16 protein-coding genes and 1 riboswitch are annotated in these 16,669 nt (G+C 68.8%); of the genes, 7 read left to right on the forward strand and 9 right to left on the reverse strand.

What is annotated here, in order from left to right; all coding sequences use genetic code 11:
• Position 1 precedes the first annotated feature (1 nt).
• From EAT49_RS18525 to EAT49_RS18540, 4 genes are read right to left on the reverse strand one after another with little or no spacing between them, the layout of a single operon-like run.
• Positions 2-1,264, reverse strand: a complete 1,263-nt coding sequence (locus EAT49_RS18525) for an agmatinase family protein (RefSeq protein WP_123643798.1) — start codon at positions 1,262-1,264, stop codon at positions 2-4.
• Complete coding sequence (locus tag EAT49_RS18530) at positions 1,245-2,015, reverse strand: ABC transporter ATP-binding protein (RefSeq protein ID WP_123643799.1); 771 nt, start codon at positions 2,013-2,015, stop codon at positions 1,245-1,247. Before EAT49_RS18530 ends, EAT49_RS18525 begins: the two co-directional genes overlap by 20 nt.
• The gene (locus EAT49_RS18535; protein ID WP_123643800.1) at positions 2,012-2,821 is read right to left on the reverse strand and encodes an ABC transporter permease; all 810 of its coding nucleotides are present in this window, start codon (positions 2,819-2,821) and stop codon (positions 2,012-2,014) included. Before EAT49_RS18535 ends, EAT49_RS18530 begins: the two co-directional genes overlap by 4 nt.
• Positions 2,822-2,845: 24 nt before the next feature.
• Complete coding sequence (locus EAT49_RS18540; RefSeq protein WP_123643801.1) at positions 2,846-3,895, reverse strand: putative urea ABC transporter substrate-binding protein; 1,050 nt, start codon at positions 3,893-3,895, stop codon at positions 2,846-2,848.
• Between the two features lie 68 nt (positions 3,896-3,963).
• A riboswitch (guanidine-I (ykkC/yxkD leader) is annotated at positions 3,964-4,063 on the reverse strand.
• A gap of 294 nt (positions 4,064-4,357) precedes the next feature.
• On the opposite strand from EAT49_RS18540, the gene EAT49_RS18545 reads away from it, so the two are divergent.
• Positions 4,358-4,570 carry a DUF1127 domain-containing protein gene (locus EAT49_RS18545; RefSeq protein WP_185020833.1) on the forward strand — a complete coding sequence of 71 codons (213 nt, stop codon included), beginning with the start codon at positions 4,358-4,360 and terminating at the stop codon, positions 4,568-4,570.
• Positions 4,571-4,584: 14 nt separating this feature from the next.
• Here the strand turns inward: EAT49_RS18545 and EAT49_RS18550 are convergent, their stop codons facing one another.
• Positions 4,585-5,511: a TRAP transporter substrate-binding protein gene (locus EAT49_RS18550; protein WP_123643803.1), complete on the reverse strand. Its 927-nt coding sequence runs from the start codon at positions 5,509-5,511 to the stop codon at positions 4,585-4,587.
• Between the two features lie 13 nt (positions 5,512-5,524).
• The gene (locus EAT49_RS18555) at positions 5,525-6,655 is read right to left on the reverse strand and encodes a Gfo/Idh/MocA family protein (RefSeq protein ID WP_123643804.1); all 1,131 of its coding nucleotides are present in this window, start codon (positions 6,653-6,655) and stop codon (positions 5,525-5,527) included.
• 365 nt (positions 6,656-7,020) lie between these two features.
• On the opposite strand from EAT49_RS18555, the gene EAT49_RS18560 reads away from it, so the two are divergent.
• From EAT49_RS18560 to EAT49_RS18570, 3 genes are read left to right on the forward strand one after another with little or no spacing between them, the layout of a single operon-like run.
• Positions 7,021-8,094, forward strand: coding sequence for a Gfo/Idh/MocA family protein (locus EAT49_RS18560; RefSeq protein WP_123643805.1), 1,074 nt, complete (start codon positions 7,021-7,023; stop codon positions 8,092-8,094).
• A gap of 1 nt (position 8,095) precedes the next feature.
• Positions 8,096-8,959 (forward strand): NAD(P)-dependent oxidoreductase, encoded by an 864-nt coding sequence (locus EAT49_RS18565; RefSeq protein ID WP_123643806.1) that lies wholly within the window; start codon positions 8,096-8,098, stop codon positions 8,957-8,959.
• Complete coding sequence (locus tag EAT49_RS18570) at positions 8,956-9,813, forward strand: NAD(P)-dependent oxidoreductase (RefSeq protein WP_123643807.1); 858 nt, start codon at positions 8,956-8,958, stop codon at positions 9,811-9,813. Before EAT49_RS18565 ends, EAT49_RS18570 begins: the two co-directional genes overlap by 4 nt.
• Here EAT49_RS18570 and EAT49_RS18575 read toward each other — a convergent pair.
• Genes EAT49_RS18575 through EAT49_RS18585 form a run of 3 tightly spaced genes read right to left on the reverse strand, consistent with a single transcriptional unit; the run spans position 9,810 to position 13,868 of the window.
• Entirely contained in the window at positions 9,810-10,856 is a 1,047-nt protein-coding gene (locus tag EAT49_RS18575) for an Ldh family oxidoreductase (RefSeq protein ID WP_123643808.1), read from the reverse strand. The genes EAT49_RS18570 and EAT49_RS18575 overlap by 4 nt on opposite strands.
• Complete coding sequence (locus EAT49_RS18580) at positions 10,853-12,571, reverse strand: dihydroxy-acid dehydratase (protein WP_123643809.1); 1,719 nt, start codon at positions 12,569-12,571, stop codon at positions 10,853-10,855. The genes EAT49_RS18575 and EAT49_RS18580 overlap by 4 nt, the downstream gene beginning before the upstream one ends.
• 52 nt (positions 12,572-12,623) lie before the next feature.
• Complete coding sequence (locus tag EAT49_RS18585; RefSeq protein WP_185020834.1) at positions 12,624-13,868, reverse strand: MFS transporter; 1,245 nt, start codon at positions 13,866-13,868, stop codon at positions 12,624-12,626.
• Positions 13,869-14,173: 305 nt separating this feature from the next.
• Between EAT49_RS18585 and EAT49_RS18590 the strand changes: the two genes are divergently transcribed.
• The 3 genes from EAT49_RS18590 to EAT49_RS18600 are packed head-to-tail and all read left to right on the forward strand — an operon-like array spanning position 14,174 to position 16,608.
• A complete protein-coding gene (locus EAT49_RS18590; RefSeq protein WP_185020835.1) occupies positions 14,174-14,962 on the forward strand; it encodes a GntR family transcriptional regulator in 789 nt (262 codons plus the stop codon).
• Complete coding sequence (locus EAT49_RS18595; RefSeq protein ID WP_123643812.1) at positions 14,959-15,714, forward strand: SDR family oxidoreductase; 756 nt, start codon at positions 14,959-14,961, stop codon at positions 15,712-15,714. Before EAT49_RS18590 ends, EAT49_RS18595 begins: the two co-directional genes overlap by 4 nt.
• A gap of 15 nt (positions 15,715-15,729) precedes the next feature.
• On the forward strand, positions 15,730-16,608 hold the full coding sequence (locus EAT49_RS18600) for an amidohydrolase family protein (protein WP_123643813.1): 879 nt from the start codon (positions 15,730-15,732) through the stop codon (positions 16,606-16,608).
• Positions 16,609-16,669: the final 61 nt, after the last annotated feature.

Genomic DNA, 16,669 nt, shown 5'->3' on the forward strand with positions numbered 1-16,669 from the left:
ATCAGTCCTTTGCCCTGGCGCGGGTTTGCCAGCGGGGGCCGTCGGTGGCGGGGTCGTAGTCGCCGCGCGGCAGGTCGACGGGCTTGTCGATATGACCGCGATGCTTGCCCAGAACGCCCGCCGAGACCATGGAGCCCAGAACGTCGACGATCACGCGGGTCCCGAGAAGGGCGGTGATGTCGGACGTGTCGTAGGGGGGAGAGACCTCCACCAGCTCCATGCCGCAGATGCCTTCGGCCGCGACCTTGGAGGCGAGGGCCAGGGCCTCGCGCGGGAGGAACCCGCCGGGTTCGGGCCAGCCGGTGCCGGGCACGAAGCCGCAGTCGATGCTGTCGATGTCGAAGGACATGTAGACCATGTCCACCCCGTCCCAGGCCATCTCCAGCGCCATTTCGGCGGTCTTGTCGATGCCCATGCGCTCCATGTCGGACATGGTGATGATGTTGGTCTCGCGCTCGCGGGCCACCTTCACCGCGTCGCGGGGGACCTGCCAGCCGCCGATGCCGACCTGCACGAGGTTCTTTGCGGGCACGTTCGGCAGGTTCGTCGAGTGGAACCACGGGGTGGTGTGCATCCGCTCGTCGAGGTCCTTTTCCTGGATGTCGGCGTGGCGGTCGAAATGGACGATGCCGATCTTCTTCGAGGTGCATTCGGCGATGCCGCGCACGCAGGGAAAGCCGATGGAATGATCGCCGCCGATGATGATGGGCAGGCTGCCGGAGCTGAAGACGTGGGAGACGGCGCGGCTGATCTGGTCGAAGGTCTTCTCGATGTTGCCCGGGATGGTGAAGATGTCGCCCGCGTCGCAGAGGCTCATCTGTTCGCGCAGGTCGATGGCCATTTCGTAATTGTAGGGCGTGTAGAGCGCGGAGATGCGGCGCAGGGCCTGGGGCCCGAAGCGGGTGCCGGGGCGGTAGGTGGTGCCGCCGTCGAAGGGCGCGCCCAGCACGGTGGCGTCGTAATTGCCGACCTCGGCCACGTCCTCGGCATAGGGGGCCTTCAGGAAGGTGTTGATGCCGGCGTAATGGGGCAGCTCGCCGCGCGCGAAGGTGGGGATGGCGCGGTCCTCGATGCTGTCGGCGGCGGTGAGGCCCATGCGGAGCGCCCAGCGGCGTTCCTTTTCCCATTCGTCGCCGGGGATGTCGGCCTCGGCGCGCATCGATTTCCAGCCCTGGAGCTTCGACAGGTCCGGATGGTGGAAACGGCGCGCGTCATGGGCGGGGCGCCGGTGCGGGCGGGAGCGGTCACGCGGGAACGGGAACATGGGGGTCTTCCTTCGGGGTCTGGTAGGGGATCCCGCCGTGGCGGGCGTCGAAGTCGTAGGTGATGGTCGCGCCGTAGGCCTCGGGCGCCTGAGGGTCCCAGCGGGTCTTGTCGAACACGATCACACGGTCGCCGAGTTTGAAAGCCTCGGGCAGGTCGTGGGTGACCATGAAGATGGTCATGCCGGTCTCGGTGCGGATGTCCGAGAGGAAGTCGTGCATCCGGAGCCGCGTGCCCGGATCGAGGGCGCCGAAGGGCTCGTCGAGCAGCAGGATGCGGGGTTTCGCGGCGAGGGCCTGGGCGATGGCGAGGCGTTGCTGCATGCCCCCCGACAGGGCGGAGGGGTAGCTGCCCGCCACATGGGCGAGGCCGATCCGCTCGAGCGTGGCCTCGGCGCGAGCGCGGGCGTCGCGGCGGGCGGAGCGACCGAGGATGCCGAGGGGATTGGCGCCCAGGGCCTCGGCGGCGACGATGTTGTCGCGGACGGTCATGTGGGGAAAGACGGAATAGCGCTGGAAGACGATGCCGCGCTGGCGGTTCGGCTCTCCGGTCAGGGGCTGGCCGTCGACGAGGATCGTCCCGCGACTGGGGCGTTCCTGGTCGAGGAGGAGGCGCAGGAAGCTCGACTTGCCGCAGCCCGAGGCGCCGACGATGGCGACGAATTCGCCCTCGCGCGCGGTCAGGTTCACGCGCTCGAGGATCGGGCGGCGGTCGTAGTCGAGAAAGAGGTCGGTGACGGTCACGAAGCTCATGCCGTCTCCGCCCAGGGGAAGAACCGGCGGGAGGCGTAGCGCAGCAGGCGGTCGATGAGGAAGGCCAGCAGCGTGATCCAGGCGACGTAGACGAGGATCACGTCCATGGCGAGGAAGCGCCGCACGAGGAAGATGCGGTAGCCGAGGCCCGCCTCGCTGGCGATGGCCTCGGCCGCGATGAGAAAGAGCCAGGCGGGGCCAAGGGCGAGGCGCACCGACTGGATCAGGCGCGGCATGACCTGCGGCAGCGCGACGCGGAGCGCGATGGCGAGGGACGAGGCGCCGAGGGTCTGGGCCTTGACGATCTGTTCGGGGGGGATCTCGGCGGTGCGGCCCGCCATGTCGCGGATCAGGAAGGGCGTGATGCCGATGGCGATGAGGGCGACCTTGGCGGTCTCGCCGAGGCCCAGAAGCAGGAAGAGGATCGGCAGGACGGCGAGGGGCGGGATCAGGGAGAGCACCTCGACGAAGCTGGCGAGGCCGGCCCGCGCCAGGGGCAGGAGACCGATGGCGAGGCCGATCACGAGGCCGGTCAGCGCGGCGATGCCGACACCGAGGCCGAGGCGCTGGAGGCTCACGGCGGTGTCGATCCAGAAGAGGATGTCGCCGGTGCGGCGGTCCGGCTCGAAGAGGAGCCGCCCGGCGGTGTCGAGGATCTGAGCGGGCGCGGGGAGGAGACGGTCCTGCGGGTTCTCGGCCCGGCGCGCGGCGGAGGCCGAGGCATAGATCAGCGCCACCGCCACGAAGGGCAGCGCCGCGAGGGCCGCCACGGCGGGCGGCCCGGGCCGTCTGTTGATCAGCCTCATGGCGGTGGACCGGGGCGGGGGCGCCTAGAGCGCGCCGTCGGCGGCCATCTGCATGAACTCGGAGGTGTAGCGGAAGCGGACGTTGTTCGGATCGCCGGTGATGGTGCCGTCGGGATATTCCACGCCGATGAAGTCGGCGGAGGGCGCGCCCTCGCCGAGGATGCCCTTGTCGAAGAGGAATTCGGCCACGTTGGTCATGGTTTCGGCGAGGGCGGGATCGGTGACGAAGGCGACGGCGGCGGCGGGGTCGTAGAACATCTCGGTGGAGACAAGCTGCGCCTGGTAGCCCGCGAGATCGGTGCCCGAGGCCTCTGCCATGGCTGTGAGCACCTCCTCGTCGCCGGCGGCCATGAGGGACATCACCTCGTACCAGGCGCCGGTGAGGGCCATGCCGAAGGCGGGATTGGCCTCCAGCACCTCGGTGTTCACCACCATGAGGTCGATGATCTCGCCGGGGATGTCGGAGCTGTCGAAGAGCTTGTTGGCGGCGGGGTCCTCGAGGATCGTGGCCACGAGCGGGTTCCAGGTGACCACGGTCTCCACGTCGTCGGTGGCGAAGGCGGCGATCATGTCGGCGTCGGAAGTGTTGATGACGCCGGCCAGGTCCGCCTCGCTGAGGCCCACGCTGTCGAGCGCGCGGGCGAGGAGGTAGTGGGAGACGGACAGCTCCACGAGGTTCACGGGCTTTCCCGCGAGCGTGGTCAGGTCGCCCTCGCCCTTGAGGATCACCGCGTCGTTGCCGTTGGAGAAATCGCCCACGATGAGGGCGGTGGTGTCGACGCCGCTGCCCGAGGGAATGGAGAGCGTGTCCATGTTGGTGGCCGAGACGCCGTCGAACGCGCCGGCGGTATACTGGTTGATCGACTCGATATAGTCGTTGAACTGCACGATCTCGACGTCGATGTCGTACTTCTCGGCCCATTTGTCCATGATGCCGGAGTCCTCGAGATAGCCCCAGGGCATCCAGCCGACATAGATCGACCAGGCCACGCGGAAGCTGTCGCGCTCCTGCGCAGCGAGCGGGGTGGCGGCGGCGAGAATCGCCGCGGTGAGGACGGGAAGGTGTTTGGGCATCGGTCTGGCTCCTTGAACGCTTTTCGTGGCCGGCCGCGCGGGGCGGGTGACGGCCGGCGATCGCAGTGCTCTCCCGGGATTTTATCCCTCCGTGTACCGGCCTCGGTGACCGGCGACCCCTCTCGGTCCTGACCCGCGCGACGCGGCGGAACCCTAGGCGTCCTGCATGGCCCAAGGTGGAACAGGCACGGCGCGGCGGCCACAGGCGCGGGCCCGGGTGTCTGTCAGGCGGCGCGCGGGTCGCGGTTTGGCTGCCGAGGCGGCGCTTTGTGGCGGCGCTGCCTGCAAATTGGGCGTGTACGGGACGGGTGGCTGCCGGCGGAAACGGGAGATTCGGGGGCATGGCGGGCGCGCCATGCAGCGGATGCATCCCGGGCCTTCCGGGTCGGACCTACTCCCGTTGGCGCTAACGGCCTAGCTCGGGGTGGACAGACGATGACACAAGCCATGACAGGACAGACGATGACCACTCTCGCCGCACGTTTCCTTCCTCAGATCGACCGCCTCGGTTTCGACGATCTGCGCGCGTCATTCAGCGCGGCCCGCGCCCGGCGCCGGACCTATCTGCAGGTTCACCGCGAGCTTTCCTCGAGCACGGACCGGGACCTTGCCGATATCGGCATCAGCCGCCACGACATTCCCGAGATCGCGGACCGCGCCTCGCGGGGGATCTGAGGCCCCTGGCGGGGTCAGTCCCGGAGTTCGGCGTCGATTAGGGCCAGCAGGTCGGGATCGAGCCTGTCCCGGATGCGGTCGACCACCGGGCGGGCGCGGGCGGCCATCTCCGCGCGGAGGGCCGGGTCGGGTTCCGTGATCTCGGCCCCTGCCGCAAGAAGCCGCGCCCGGCAGTCGGCATCCTCGTCGATGGCGAACCGGCGCTGCGCCGCGGTCGCCTCCGCGACGGCGGCCTCGACGATGGCGGTCAGCTCCGCCCCCCAGCCATCCACGCTCCGGGCGTTGAAGAGCACCGAGGACACGCCGAGAAGATGGCGGGTCATCAGGATGTGGGGCTGGTAGGCGTTGATGCCGAGGTTGAGCGTGTTGGTCAGGGGGTTTTCCTGAGCATCGTAGCGGCCGTCCCGCGCCCCGGCGTTCATGTCGCGGACATCGACATCCACGGGCTCGAACCCGAGGGCGCGGAAGACCTGCCTGTAGTCCTCGTTCTCGAAGGTGCGGATCCTGAGGCCCCGGCAGTCGTCGAGGGTCCGGATCGGCCGGGTGCTGGAGATCTGGCGGTAGCCGTTGTCCCAGTAGCCGAAGAGCCGGTAGCCCGTGGCCTCGGCCACCTTCTCGCGCAGGCGCGCGCCCAGGGGGCCGTCGAGCAGGGCATGGACGCGCGCGCGTTCGGGGACGCGGAAGTGCTGGTCGAAGAGGCCGAAGTCGGGGACGCGGCCTGTCAGGTAGCTCGACCAGAAATAGCAGCCGTCGAAGGCGCCCTCCTCCGTCATCCGCAGCAGGTCCACGGCCTTGTGCCCGGCGTCCGACACGTTGCCGGTCAGGCGCACGGTGGCAGCGCCGTCGCTGAGGCGGGCGACGGCCCCTGCCAGGACCTGCGTGGCCCGCGTGTGGACGGACCGGGGACCCTGATAGCCCCCGATATGGATCTCCACCGTCACGGCCCGCCCGGGATCAGGTGAGTTCGGCCATCAGCTCGTCGGGATCGGGCGGCAGGTCGACCGGCACGCCGCGCTTGGCCGAGAGATCCATCGCCATGGTCAGCAGAAGGTTGCGATGTCCGTCCTGCGCCGTGGCGTGGGGCGTGCGCTTGCCGGTGTAGAGGCGCTGGTACCAGGCGTTGGTCTCTTCGCGCATCGGGCCCCAGAGTTCGCCGTCATAGAGATCGCCCGGCGGATAGCTTGTCAGGAATTCGACGTGGCGGGCGGGGGCCTTGTAGCCCTCGGGGGCGTATCCGGCGCCCTGGGCGAAGTTCGTCGCCATGACGAGATCGCGGTGCGTGTCCTCGATGTCGATGACGCCCTCGGTGCCGACGATGCCGATCTCGAGACCGTAGACCGCGCCGGGCCAGACCTCGGGCAGGGCCCAGGAGATGTTCATCGAAAAGAGCGTGCCGTCGTCCATCTCGAAGAGGCCGAGGGTGGAATCCTTGGTGCCCCACTTGCTGAGCACGCGGTCGTTCGACTTGGCGTAGACCGTCTTCGGTGTCTTGCCCTCCATCAGCCAGAGCGACATGTCGAGGCTGTGCGTGCCCGACACGACCATGGGCGTGAGCGTCGCGCGGTCCTGCGTGCGCTGGACGGTGGCGATGGGGACCATGCGGTTCATCAGGGCGCGGGTGACGACGGTGTGAACCTCGCCGATCTGGCCTGTGACCAGCCGTTCCTTGACGGTCAGGAACCGGCGGCGGAAGCGCTGGGTGTAGCCGATCACGGCATCCACCCCGGCGGCCTCGATCGCGGCGAGGATCTGGGCGGACTGGCGGGCGTCGGTGGCGAGCGGCTTCTCGATGAAAAGGTCGTGCCCCTTTTCGACCGCGAGCATCGTGGGGTCGAAGTGGAAGTTCTCGTCGGTGGCGATGATCGTGGCGGTGATCTCGGGCCGGGCCAGAAGCTCCCGGAAGTCATTGGTGAAGAAGTCGGCCTGGACGTCCTCGGCGAGGGCCTTGCCGATGTCGGACTTGACGTCGCAGAGACCGATCCAGCCCACGCCGGGATAATCCCGGGCGAGCTTGGCGCGGATCCGGCCGATGGTGCCGCAGCCGACGATGGCCAATCCGATCTGGTTGCGTGTCTGGTCCTGCATTCGCGTCCTCCCTTGCGATCCGGCGGGCCGCCAAGGGCCGCGGGGTCGCGCGCGCGTGATATCCGTCCGGTCGACGCCGCGTATCCTCCGCCGCTGCATCCTGTCCGGTCGTGGTGATCAGGCTCGGGGGGCGGGTCCGGTCAACGGCCGCCTTTCGGGCACTGGTCCGAATTTGCGGGCGCTGCGGTCGGAGGGTCAAATCCTAAAATCCGAACGGCGCTATCGGTTTTTGATATGGGGTGCGATCCTTGTTGGCAAAGCCTGCGGGCTCAAATATCGTTTTCGCATTCGGAGCGACTGCCCTTGGCCGATGCTCAGAATCGCGCGGCCGCGCGAGGAATGCAACAGATTTCCTGGAGGACGGGATGCGGCGAGTGGAAGCGGCGGTTATCGGGACCGGTTGGTGCGGGGGTATCAGGGCGGAAATGCTGGCCAAATCGGCGCTGGTGGACGCCCTGCACATTTGCGAGATCCGGCCGGAACGGCTGGAGGAAGTGCGGCAATTGACCAATCCGGCGACGGCGACGCTGGATTACAAGGATATCGTCAATAATCCGGATATCGAGATCGTCTACATTTCCACCACGCCGGAGCCGACGCACTATCCCATCGCGCGGGATTGCCTGAAGGCCGGGAAGCACGTTCTTCTGGAAAAGCCTATCGCGATGGAGCTTTCCGAAGCGGATGAATTGATTTCCCTGTCCGAGCAGAACAGGGTGAAATTCACCATCGGCTATTCGCAAAGGTTCAATCCGAAGATCGCCTATGCGAAGAAGTCGATCAAGGACGGCACCCTCGGCAAGGTCGTCAACGTGATGGTGAGCCGCCATATCTCCCGCTCGCTGGGAAAGAAGGTGGCGAACCGGGTCAGGCTGTCGCCGGCGGCGATGGAATCGACCCATGACCTCGATTTCGTGTTCTGGCTGCTGGAGCCCGCGAAGCCGGTGAAGATCTATTCCCAGGGCGCCTATGGCTACATGAAGGAGCTGAACGGGTCCTATGACTGCATGTGGTCCACCGTCACGATGGACGACGGGACGCTGGTGGTCATCGGCGGCGGCTGGAACCTGCCGCCCAGCTTTCCCAACTATTGCAGCACCTGGATCGAGATCACCGGAACCGAGGGCGCGCTGATCCTCGACGACACGGCGCGGGATCACTGGCTGAACACGGTGTCCGGCGGGCAGCAGTTCCCGATGTCGACCATGCCGGGCGAGCATGTGGACCATGTCTTTGCCGGGCAGATGGGACCCGAGACGATGCATTTCCTCGAGGCGGTGCTGCTCGACCGTCCGGTGATGGTCGATCCGAGGCATGCGCGGATGGTGATGGAGACCTATTCGGCGGCGGATGTGTCGGCCGAGATCGGGGAACCCGTGGGCCTGCCGATGTCGAACTTCGCGATGTCGCAACTGGCCGACCTGAAGGCGAAGGCCTGACATGGCACCGCGCGTCGGGGTCGTCGGTCTTGGCCAGATGGGGCAGGGGATCGCGCGGAACCTCGTCGCGGCGGGGCTTGCCGGGACCGTGACCGATGCGCGGCCGGGCTGCGCGGAGGGCTTTCCCGGCCATTGGGCGGCCAGCGTGGCCGAGGTGGTGGCGGCGGGGGAGATCACGCTGTTCGTTGTTCCCACGACCGCCGATATCGCGGCGGCGCTGGAGGGGGTGGACATGGCCCCCGGGCACCTGGTGGTGGACCTGACGACTTCGGAACCCGGGGCGGGCCGCGCGCTGGCGGCCCGGCTGGCCGAGCGCGGTGCGGCCTATGTGGACGCGGCCATGTCGGGGGGCGGCGCGGGCGCCGAGGCGGGGACGCTGACGCTGATGGCGGGCGGGGCGGCGGAGGACATGGCGCGGCTTGCGCCGGTGTTCGACGTGATCGCGGGCAAGGTCTTTCACCTCGGCCCGGTCGGGTCGGGGCAGACCATGAAGCTCGTGCACAACATGATCCTGCACACCACGTTTCTGGCCACCTGCGAGGGGCTGTGGCTGGCGCGGGCCGCGGGCCTCGATCCCGCCGCGGCAGTCGAGGTGCTGAACGCGGGGAACGCGCGGTCCTATGTCTCGGAGGTGCGGTTTCCGCGGGATATCCTCAGCGGGGCGATGACCTGCCGGTCGGAGGTGCGCAACCTCGCCAAGGACCTGGCCATGGCGGACGTTCTGGCGCGGGACCTGGGCGCGGCCAATCCCTATGGCGCCATGACCGCCGCGCTGCTGGCGCGGGCGGCGGGGGAGATGGGGCTGGCGGAGAGCGATTTTTCGCACCTGTTCCCGGAGTTTCCGAGGATCGTGGGGGAGGGATGAGCGGCGTCGGCCTCTTCGGGCTGGGCCTTGTCGGCGCGGCGGTCGCAAGGCGGCTGATCGCGGCGGGGCATGGCGTGACGGGGCATGATCCGGACGCGGGGCGCATGGCGGAATTGCGGGCGATGGGCGGCGTTCCGGCAGGGCCAGGGGAGGTGTGGGAGAGGCCGCTGGTGATATCCGCGGTCTTCGACACGGGGCAGCTTGCGGGGATCGTCGACGCCGCGCCGGAGGGGGAGAGGGTGCTCGTGTCCATGAGTACCTGCGATCCCGATGCGATCGCGGGCCTCGGCGGGATCGCCGCGGCGAAGGGGATCACGCTGGTGGAGGCGCCGATATCGGGCACCAGCCGGGAATTGGAGGAGGGCAGCGCGCTCTTGCTGCTGGCGGGGGATGGGGACGGGCTCAAAGCTTTCGAGGCGGTGGCGGGCGCGATTTCCAACAAGCGGCGCCGGGTGGGCGAGCTGGGCGCGGGCAACCGGATGAAGCTGGCGATCAACCTTGTGCTGGGGCTGAACCGGGCCGCCTGCGCCGAAGGGCTGGTCTTTGCCGAGGCCATGGGGATCGCGCCCGGGGTGTTTCTCGAGGTGGCGCGGATGTCGGCGGCGGAGTCGGCGGTCATGGCGACGAAGGGGCCGAAGATGGCCGCCCGCGATTTCGCGCCGGAGGGGCGGGTGGCGCAGTCGCGCAAGGACTTTCAGCTGATCCGGGAGACGGCGGCGCGGCAGGGGCGCGGACTGCCCTTCGCGGAGCGGTATCTCGAGGCGATGGCGGATCTTGCGGAGCGGGGCGAGGGCGATCTCGACAATGCGGCGATCCTGCTCGCCATCGAGCGGATGGCGAAGGGCCAGGGCTAGAGCGGCGCGATCCCGAGGTCGGCGGCGAGCGTGTCCAGCCGGTCCAGAAGCGGCGCGGGCAGGGGGATGCCGGTGGCGAGGCGCTCGGCCCGGCACTCGGCCAGCCGTTCTCCGGGCAGGCGGATGTCCGTCACGCCCGGAAGCCGGTTCGAGGCCTTCATCTGCGCCCAGATGTCATCCACCGCGGCGCGGAACTGGGCCGGGTCCATGAAGGCGGCGACATCGAGCGCGATCAGGAAATGGCCGGTGTTGGTCACGCTGGCCGAGTCGGCGTTGAAATCCACGACATCGGCGCCGAAGGCCGCGCCGTTGAGGGTGCCCGCGAGCAGGCCGAAGATCAGCGAGAGCCCGTAGCCCTTTGGCCCGCCGATGGGCAGGAGCAGCCCCTCGGAGGCGCGGGCGGGATCGGTGAGGGGCGCGCCGGTCCTGTCGATCATCCAGCCGACGGGCATCGTCTCGCCCCGGTCGGCGGCGGTCTTGACCTTGCCGTAGGCGGCGACGGTGGTGGCCATGTCGAGCACGATCGGCGGGCGCTGGTTCGAGGGGATCGCCACGGCGATGGGATTGGTGCTGAGCAGGAGGTCCGTGCCGCCCCAGGGGGGCATGTGATTGGCGCTGCCCACGGCGACGTAAAGCCCGATCATGCCTTCGGCGAGGGGCATGCGCGCGTAGAGAAAGGCGGGACCGGCGTGGTTCGACTGGCGGGCGCCCACCCAGGCGACGCCGGTGGTCCGGGCCTTGGCGATGGCGATCTCGGCGGCGCGGGACATCACGAGGTGCCCCGGCCCGTTGCCGCCGTCGATCAGGGCGGTGGCGGGGCGGTCCTGAAGCACGGCGATCTCGGGGTTCGCCACCATGCCGCCCGCGCGGATGCGGCGGATGTATTGCGGCAGGCGGAAGACGCCGTGACCGTCCTGTCCGCCGAGGTCGGCCTCGGTCATGAGGTCCGCCATGCGGGCGGCGTTGGCGGGCGTCATGCCGGCGGCGCCGAGGGCGCGGGCGACGAACTCACGCAGGGTGTCGCCGGCGACGTGGCGGGTCATCGGTCGGTCATCCCGGTGGCGCGGAAGGTCGCGAAATCGCAGCCCTGGTCCGCTTGCAGCACCTCTTCGGCATAGAGCCTGTCGTAGCCGCGGCGGGCGGCGGCGGCGGGCCGGGCGGCCTCCCATTCCCGGCGCCGGGCGGCGAGGTCCTCCTCGCTCACCAGGAGTTCGAGGCGGTTCCGGGCGACGGACATCTCGATGAGGTCTCCGGTCCGGACGAGGGCGAGGGGGCCGCCTTCGGCCGCCTCTGGGGCGACATGGAGGACGATGGTGCCGAAGGCCGTGCCCGACATGCGGGCGTCGGAGATGCGGATCATGTCCTTGACGCCCTGCGCGGCGAGCTTCTTCGGGATCGGCAGGTAGCCGGCCTCGGGCATGCCGGAGGCACTTTTTGGTCCGGCGTTCTGCAGGACGAGGATGTCGCCGGGGGAGACGTCCAGGTCCGGATCGTCGATGCGTGCTGCCAGATCTTCCAGTGACGAGAAGACGACCGCCCGGGCCGTGGTCTCGAAGAGAGAGGCATCGGCGGCAGAGCGTTTGAGGATCGCGCCGCGCGGGGCGAGGGAGCCGAAGAGCGCGACGAGGCCGCCCTTGTCCGACACGGGGCTGGCGGCGGGGCGGATGATGGCGGGGTCGTGCCAGCCTGGATCGCGGGCGAGCCTGTCGCCGAGCGTCTCGCCGGTGACGGTCAGGCAGTCGTGGTCGAGAAGGGGGGACAGCTCGCGCAGCACGGCGCCCATGGCCCCGGCGGCGAAGAAATCCTCGGCATAGTAAGAGCCTGTCGGTTTCAGGTCCACGAGGACGGGGGTGGTGTCCGACAGTTCGTTGAGCCAGTCGAGGGGGACCTCGATCCCGGCGCGGCCCGCGATGGCCGTGAGGTGGATGATGGCGTTGGTCGAGCCGCCGATGGCCAGAAGGACCCGCAGCGCGTTGCCCACCGAGGCCCGGGTGACGATCTGCGATGGCCGGATCGGCGCCTCGATCAGGCGGGCGGCGGCGATGCCCGTGGCCTCGGCGGCGCGCAGGCGGTCGGCATGGACGGCCGGGATCGCGGCGGTGCCGGGCAGCATCATGCCGAGCGTTTCGGCGATGCAGGCCATGGTGGTGGCGGTGCCCATGACGGCGCAGGTTCCGGTGGTCGTGGCGAGCTTGCCCTCGATCCGTTCGATCTCCTCCGCCGATACGGTGCCCGCCCGGAACTGCGCCCAGAATCGGCGGCAATCGGTGCAGGCGCCGAGCCGTTCGGGACCGTGGCGCCCCGTCATCATCGGGCCGGCGACGAGCTGGATCGCTGGCAGGTCCGCCGAGACCGCGCCCATGAGCTGCGCCGGAACCGTCTTGTCGCAGCCGCCCATCAGGACGACGGCGTCCATCGGCTGGGCGCGGATCATCTCCTCGGTGTCCATGGCCATGAGGTTGCGGAACTTGAGGCTGGTGGGGGAGAGGAAGACCTCGCCGAGGGAGATGGTCGGAAACTCCAGCGGCAGGGCGCCCGCGGCGAGGACGCCGCGCTTCACCGCCTCGAGCATCTCGGGGAAGTTGCGGTGGCAGTTGTTGAAGCCCGAGGGCGTGTAGGCGATCCCGACGATCGGCCGGTCCAGCATCTCGCTGGAATAGCCCATCGACTTGGCGAAGGACTTGCGCAGGTAGATCGCGAAGTCGGGGTCGCCGTAGTTGGTCAGGCCGCGCGCGAGTCCGTGTTTGCGGGGTGTCATGCTGGTGGTTTCCTTTCGCAGGTCATCGCCGGGGGCCAGGGCTCTTGCGTCGTCATGGCAGGACCCTGTCGTAGCGCGCCTCGCCCCAGACGTCGCGGGAGGTGACGAACCACAGGAGGGCCGCGCTCTGAAGCGCGAGGAGCGTGCCGAGGGCCGCGCGGTAGGCTTCCGCCGGATAGGCGCCGGAGGGGTCGCGGCCCCAGAGATCGAGGATGCCGCCGAAGCCGAACTGCAGCGCGAAGGAGAAGGCGAAGCCCATGACCGCGACGGCCGACATGGCGCGCGCGCTTTCGCGGAGGGGGAAGCGGCGGGAGATCAGCGGATAGCCCAGGGCGCCGATATTGCCGGCATAGCCCATCAGCGCCCAGGGCCACCAGGCCTGCGGCGCCAGCTCGAACGCAAGGGCGGCCTGGGCGAGGAGAAGGCCCGCGAACCCCGTGGTCATCATCGCCGCGGGAGGCACGCCAAGGCCGGTGAGCCGATCCGCGAGTGTGCCGTTGATCAGCATGCCGCAGGACATGGCGCCCGCCATCAAGAGGAGCCGCCCGCCGATCTGCGATTGCGAGAGGCCCGCGACATCCGACATCCAGGCGTTGGCCCAGAGGCCCTGGATGGCGAAGAAGGCGGCGAGCGAGAGAGAAACCATGGGCATCAGCCGCCAGAACACGGGAAGGGCAAGGACGTGGCGGTAGACGCCGCGCGGGGCGGCGGTCTCGGGTTCGGCGTTGCGGTCGGGCAAAAGGAAGTGGGCCACGGCGGCCATGGCGAGGCTGACGCAGGCGCAGATCACGAACACCTCGCGCCAGGTCACAAGGGTCAGAAGCCATTGCAGGGGCTGGGTTCCCGCGATGGCGCCGAGACTGCCCACGGCCAGCACCAAGGCGTTCCCGGTGGCCCAGCGGTCGCGCGGGAACCAGACGGTGACGCCCTTGAAGGCCGTGGCGAGGCAGCCCGCCACCCCGAGCCCGAGGAGCGCCCGCCCCAGCAGGAGCGCGGTTGCTGTGGTGCCGGTGGCGAAGATCGCGGCCCCCGCCGAGGTGATCAGGAACTGCCCGATCAGGACCCGGCGCGGCCCGACGCGGTCGAGCAGGATCGCGACGGGGATCACGATGATGGCCCCGGAGAGAAAGAAGGCGCTGGTCAGAAGGCCGATCTGGGTGGCGTTCAGCTCGAATTGCGCAACGATGAGCGGCGACAGGACGGCGTTCACATTCCGGAAGAAATAGGAGAGGAAGTACCCCGAGCCGAAGGCCAGCACCACGAGCGCGAGCAGGCCGGACGTCGGACGGGCGCTCATCCCCGGCCGCCGGGGGCGGAGCCCGGGAGAGGGCGGCCCGTCGGGGCGGTCGCGGTCGCGCTGAGGGTCTGGAGCGCCACGTCGAATCCCCCGATCTGTCCGGCCAGGCATGGCAATAAGTCCAGACATGTAGCGCTGCGGATTGTCAATGCCTTGCGGTTCCGGTCGATTTGAGGGTCGATCCGGCTTGAGTTGGCGCTGAATTCGGTGTTCACTCCGAAATGTCCGCACAACTGCCGGCTCGGCAGGTAGGAGCGGCGTGCCGGCTCGGCCCGAGCCGCGGGGGGGGAACATTGAGGCCGGACATGCCGCCAAAGCCAGTCGATCCTCCGGGGCGCCGGGGCGAGGCGCCGAAGTACCGCCAGATCGCCCGGGAGCTTGCGCGCGATATCCGCGAGGGCCGGTATGGGGTCGGCACCATGCTGCCGGGCGAGGCGGACCTGTCGGAAATGTTCGGGGCGAGCCGGTTCACCGTGCGCGAGGCCCTGCGGAGCCTGTCGGAAAGTGGCCTCGTGTCCCGGCGGCGCGGGGCGGGGACGCTGGTGATCTCGGCCAATCCGGCGGGGGCCTTCGTCTACCGGCTGTCTTCGACCGACGAGATCCTGAAGTATCCCGAGGTGACCCGGCGCGAGAACCTCTTCACCGGGCTCGTGCATGCCGATCCCGATCTTGCGAGCAAGATCGACTGTCCGATCGGCAAGCAGTGGTTCCGGATCAGCGGCATCCGGCGCAGCGACGCGAGCGACCTGCCGATCTCCTGGTCGGACATCTACGTGGAGCCCGAACTCGCGGAGCATATCGCCGGTGGCGAGGACGGGCGCACGCCGATCTACCAGCAGATCGAGGAGGCGACCGGGGTGACGGTGATCGACGCGCAGGTGCGCATGTTCGCCAGTTCCATCGAGAGCAAGCTCGCGAGCCTCCTTCGGGTGCCGGTGGGCACGCCCGCCCTGTCGATCGTGCGGCGCTACCTGGACCAGGAGGGGCGCAATTTCGAAACCACGCTGACCGTGCATCCCGAGAACCGGTTCGAATATTCGATGGAGCTCGAACGCGAGGCGGTCGGCGAAACGCCGGAGGGAAAACGGACATGACAACGGAAAAGGTCGCGGTGGTGACGGGCGCGGGCACCGGCATCGGGCGGGCCGCGGCGCTGGCGCTGAACGGGGACGGGTTTCACGTGGTGCTGGCCGGGCGGCGCAGGGAGCTTCTGGAGGAGACCGCCGCGATGGCCCCGAACGCGGAGGCCCGCATGGTCGCCGTGCCGACGGACATCGCCGTCATCGAGGAGATCGACGCGCTCTTCGGCGTGGTCCGGGCGGAGTTCGGGCGGCTTGACGTGCTGTTCAACAACGCGGGCGGGGGCGCGCCCCGGGTCCCGATGGAGGATCTCGACGTCGCCGACTGGAAGCGATGCGTGGACGTGAACCTGACGGGCGCCTTCGTCTGCGCGCAGCATGCGATCCGGATCATGAAGGCACAGACGCCGAAGGGCGGGCGGATCATCAACAACGGCTCGGTCTCGGCCCATTCGCCGCGCCCGAACACGCCGGCATATACCAGCACCAAGCACGCGATCACGGGGCTGACGAAGTCGATCTCGCTCGACGGGCGGCAGCACGACATCGCGTGCAGCCAGCTCGACATCGGCAATGCCGACACGCCGCTGGGGGAGCGGTTCAAGCACGGCGTGCCGCAGGCCAACGGGCAGGTGGCCGTGGAGCCGGTTTTCGACGTCGCCCATTGCGGGTCGGCGGTGGCCTACATGGCCGGTCTGCCGCTCGATACCAACGTCCAGTTCATGACCATCATGGCCACCAAGATGCCGTACATCGGCCGTGGCTGACCTGAAGGAGAGACCATGACCATCCGAGACTGCATCGCGCCCCATCGTCATCCTTCGGTGCCGGACATCACCCTGCCGAAGGGGTCGATCGATACCCATGTGCATGTCTTCTATGACAAGTACTGGCTGAGCCCGGCGCGCGGCTACAACCCGCCGGAATCGACGCTGGAGGACCTGAAGCACCTGCACAGCCAGCTTGGCGTGGACCGGGTCGTGTTCACCCAGCCCTCGCCCTACGGGACCGACAATTCGGCCATCATCGACGGGATGACCGCGCTCAATGCCGAGACGCCGGACCGGGCGCGGATGGTCGTGGCGGTGGACGCGGACGTGACCGAGGAGCAGATCGCGGAATGGGACCGGATCGGGGGCCGGGGGGTGCGACTGAACACCGACAACAAGGGCGGCATGCCCATCGGGTTCGACGAGATCCCCGATCTCGAGGCCAAGCTGAAGCCCTTCGGCTGGCATATCGAGTGGCTGTTTCCGGGCAAGGACATCGTCGAGCTGATGCCCGTGCTGAAGAAGATCGAGGTCCCGCAGTCCATCGGCCATTTCGCCTATCAGCCCGCGAAGGCCGGAGTTGGCGCGGAGGGGTTCCAGGCGCTGCTGGGGCTCGTGCGGGACGGCAATACCTGGGTGAAGATTTCCGGCGCCAACCGGGTCTCGGAAACCGATCTGCCGCCCTATGACGATGTCCTGCCCATGGCCCGCGCGCTGATCGAGGCGAACCCGGAGCGGATCATGTGGGGCACCGACTGGCCGCATCCGAACAAGTACGAGGTCAATCCCGACGACGGCGATCTGGTGAACGCCTTTGGGGAATGGGTGACCGACGAGGAGATGCGTCGGAAGATCATGGTCGATACGCCGGCGGCCTTTTACCGCTTCTGAGCGGAGGATAGGTCCGGACAGGTGGCGAGGGAAGCGCCCGGGGTGGTGCGTTCGGCGCTGC

It is taken from the genome of Histidinibacterium lentulum, from assembly GCF_003789055.1.
In the GTDB taxonomy this organism is placed as follows: domain Bacteria; phylum Pseudomonadota; class Alphaproteobacteria; order Rhodobacterales; family Rhodobacteraceae; genus Oceanicola; species Oceanicola lentulus.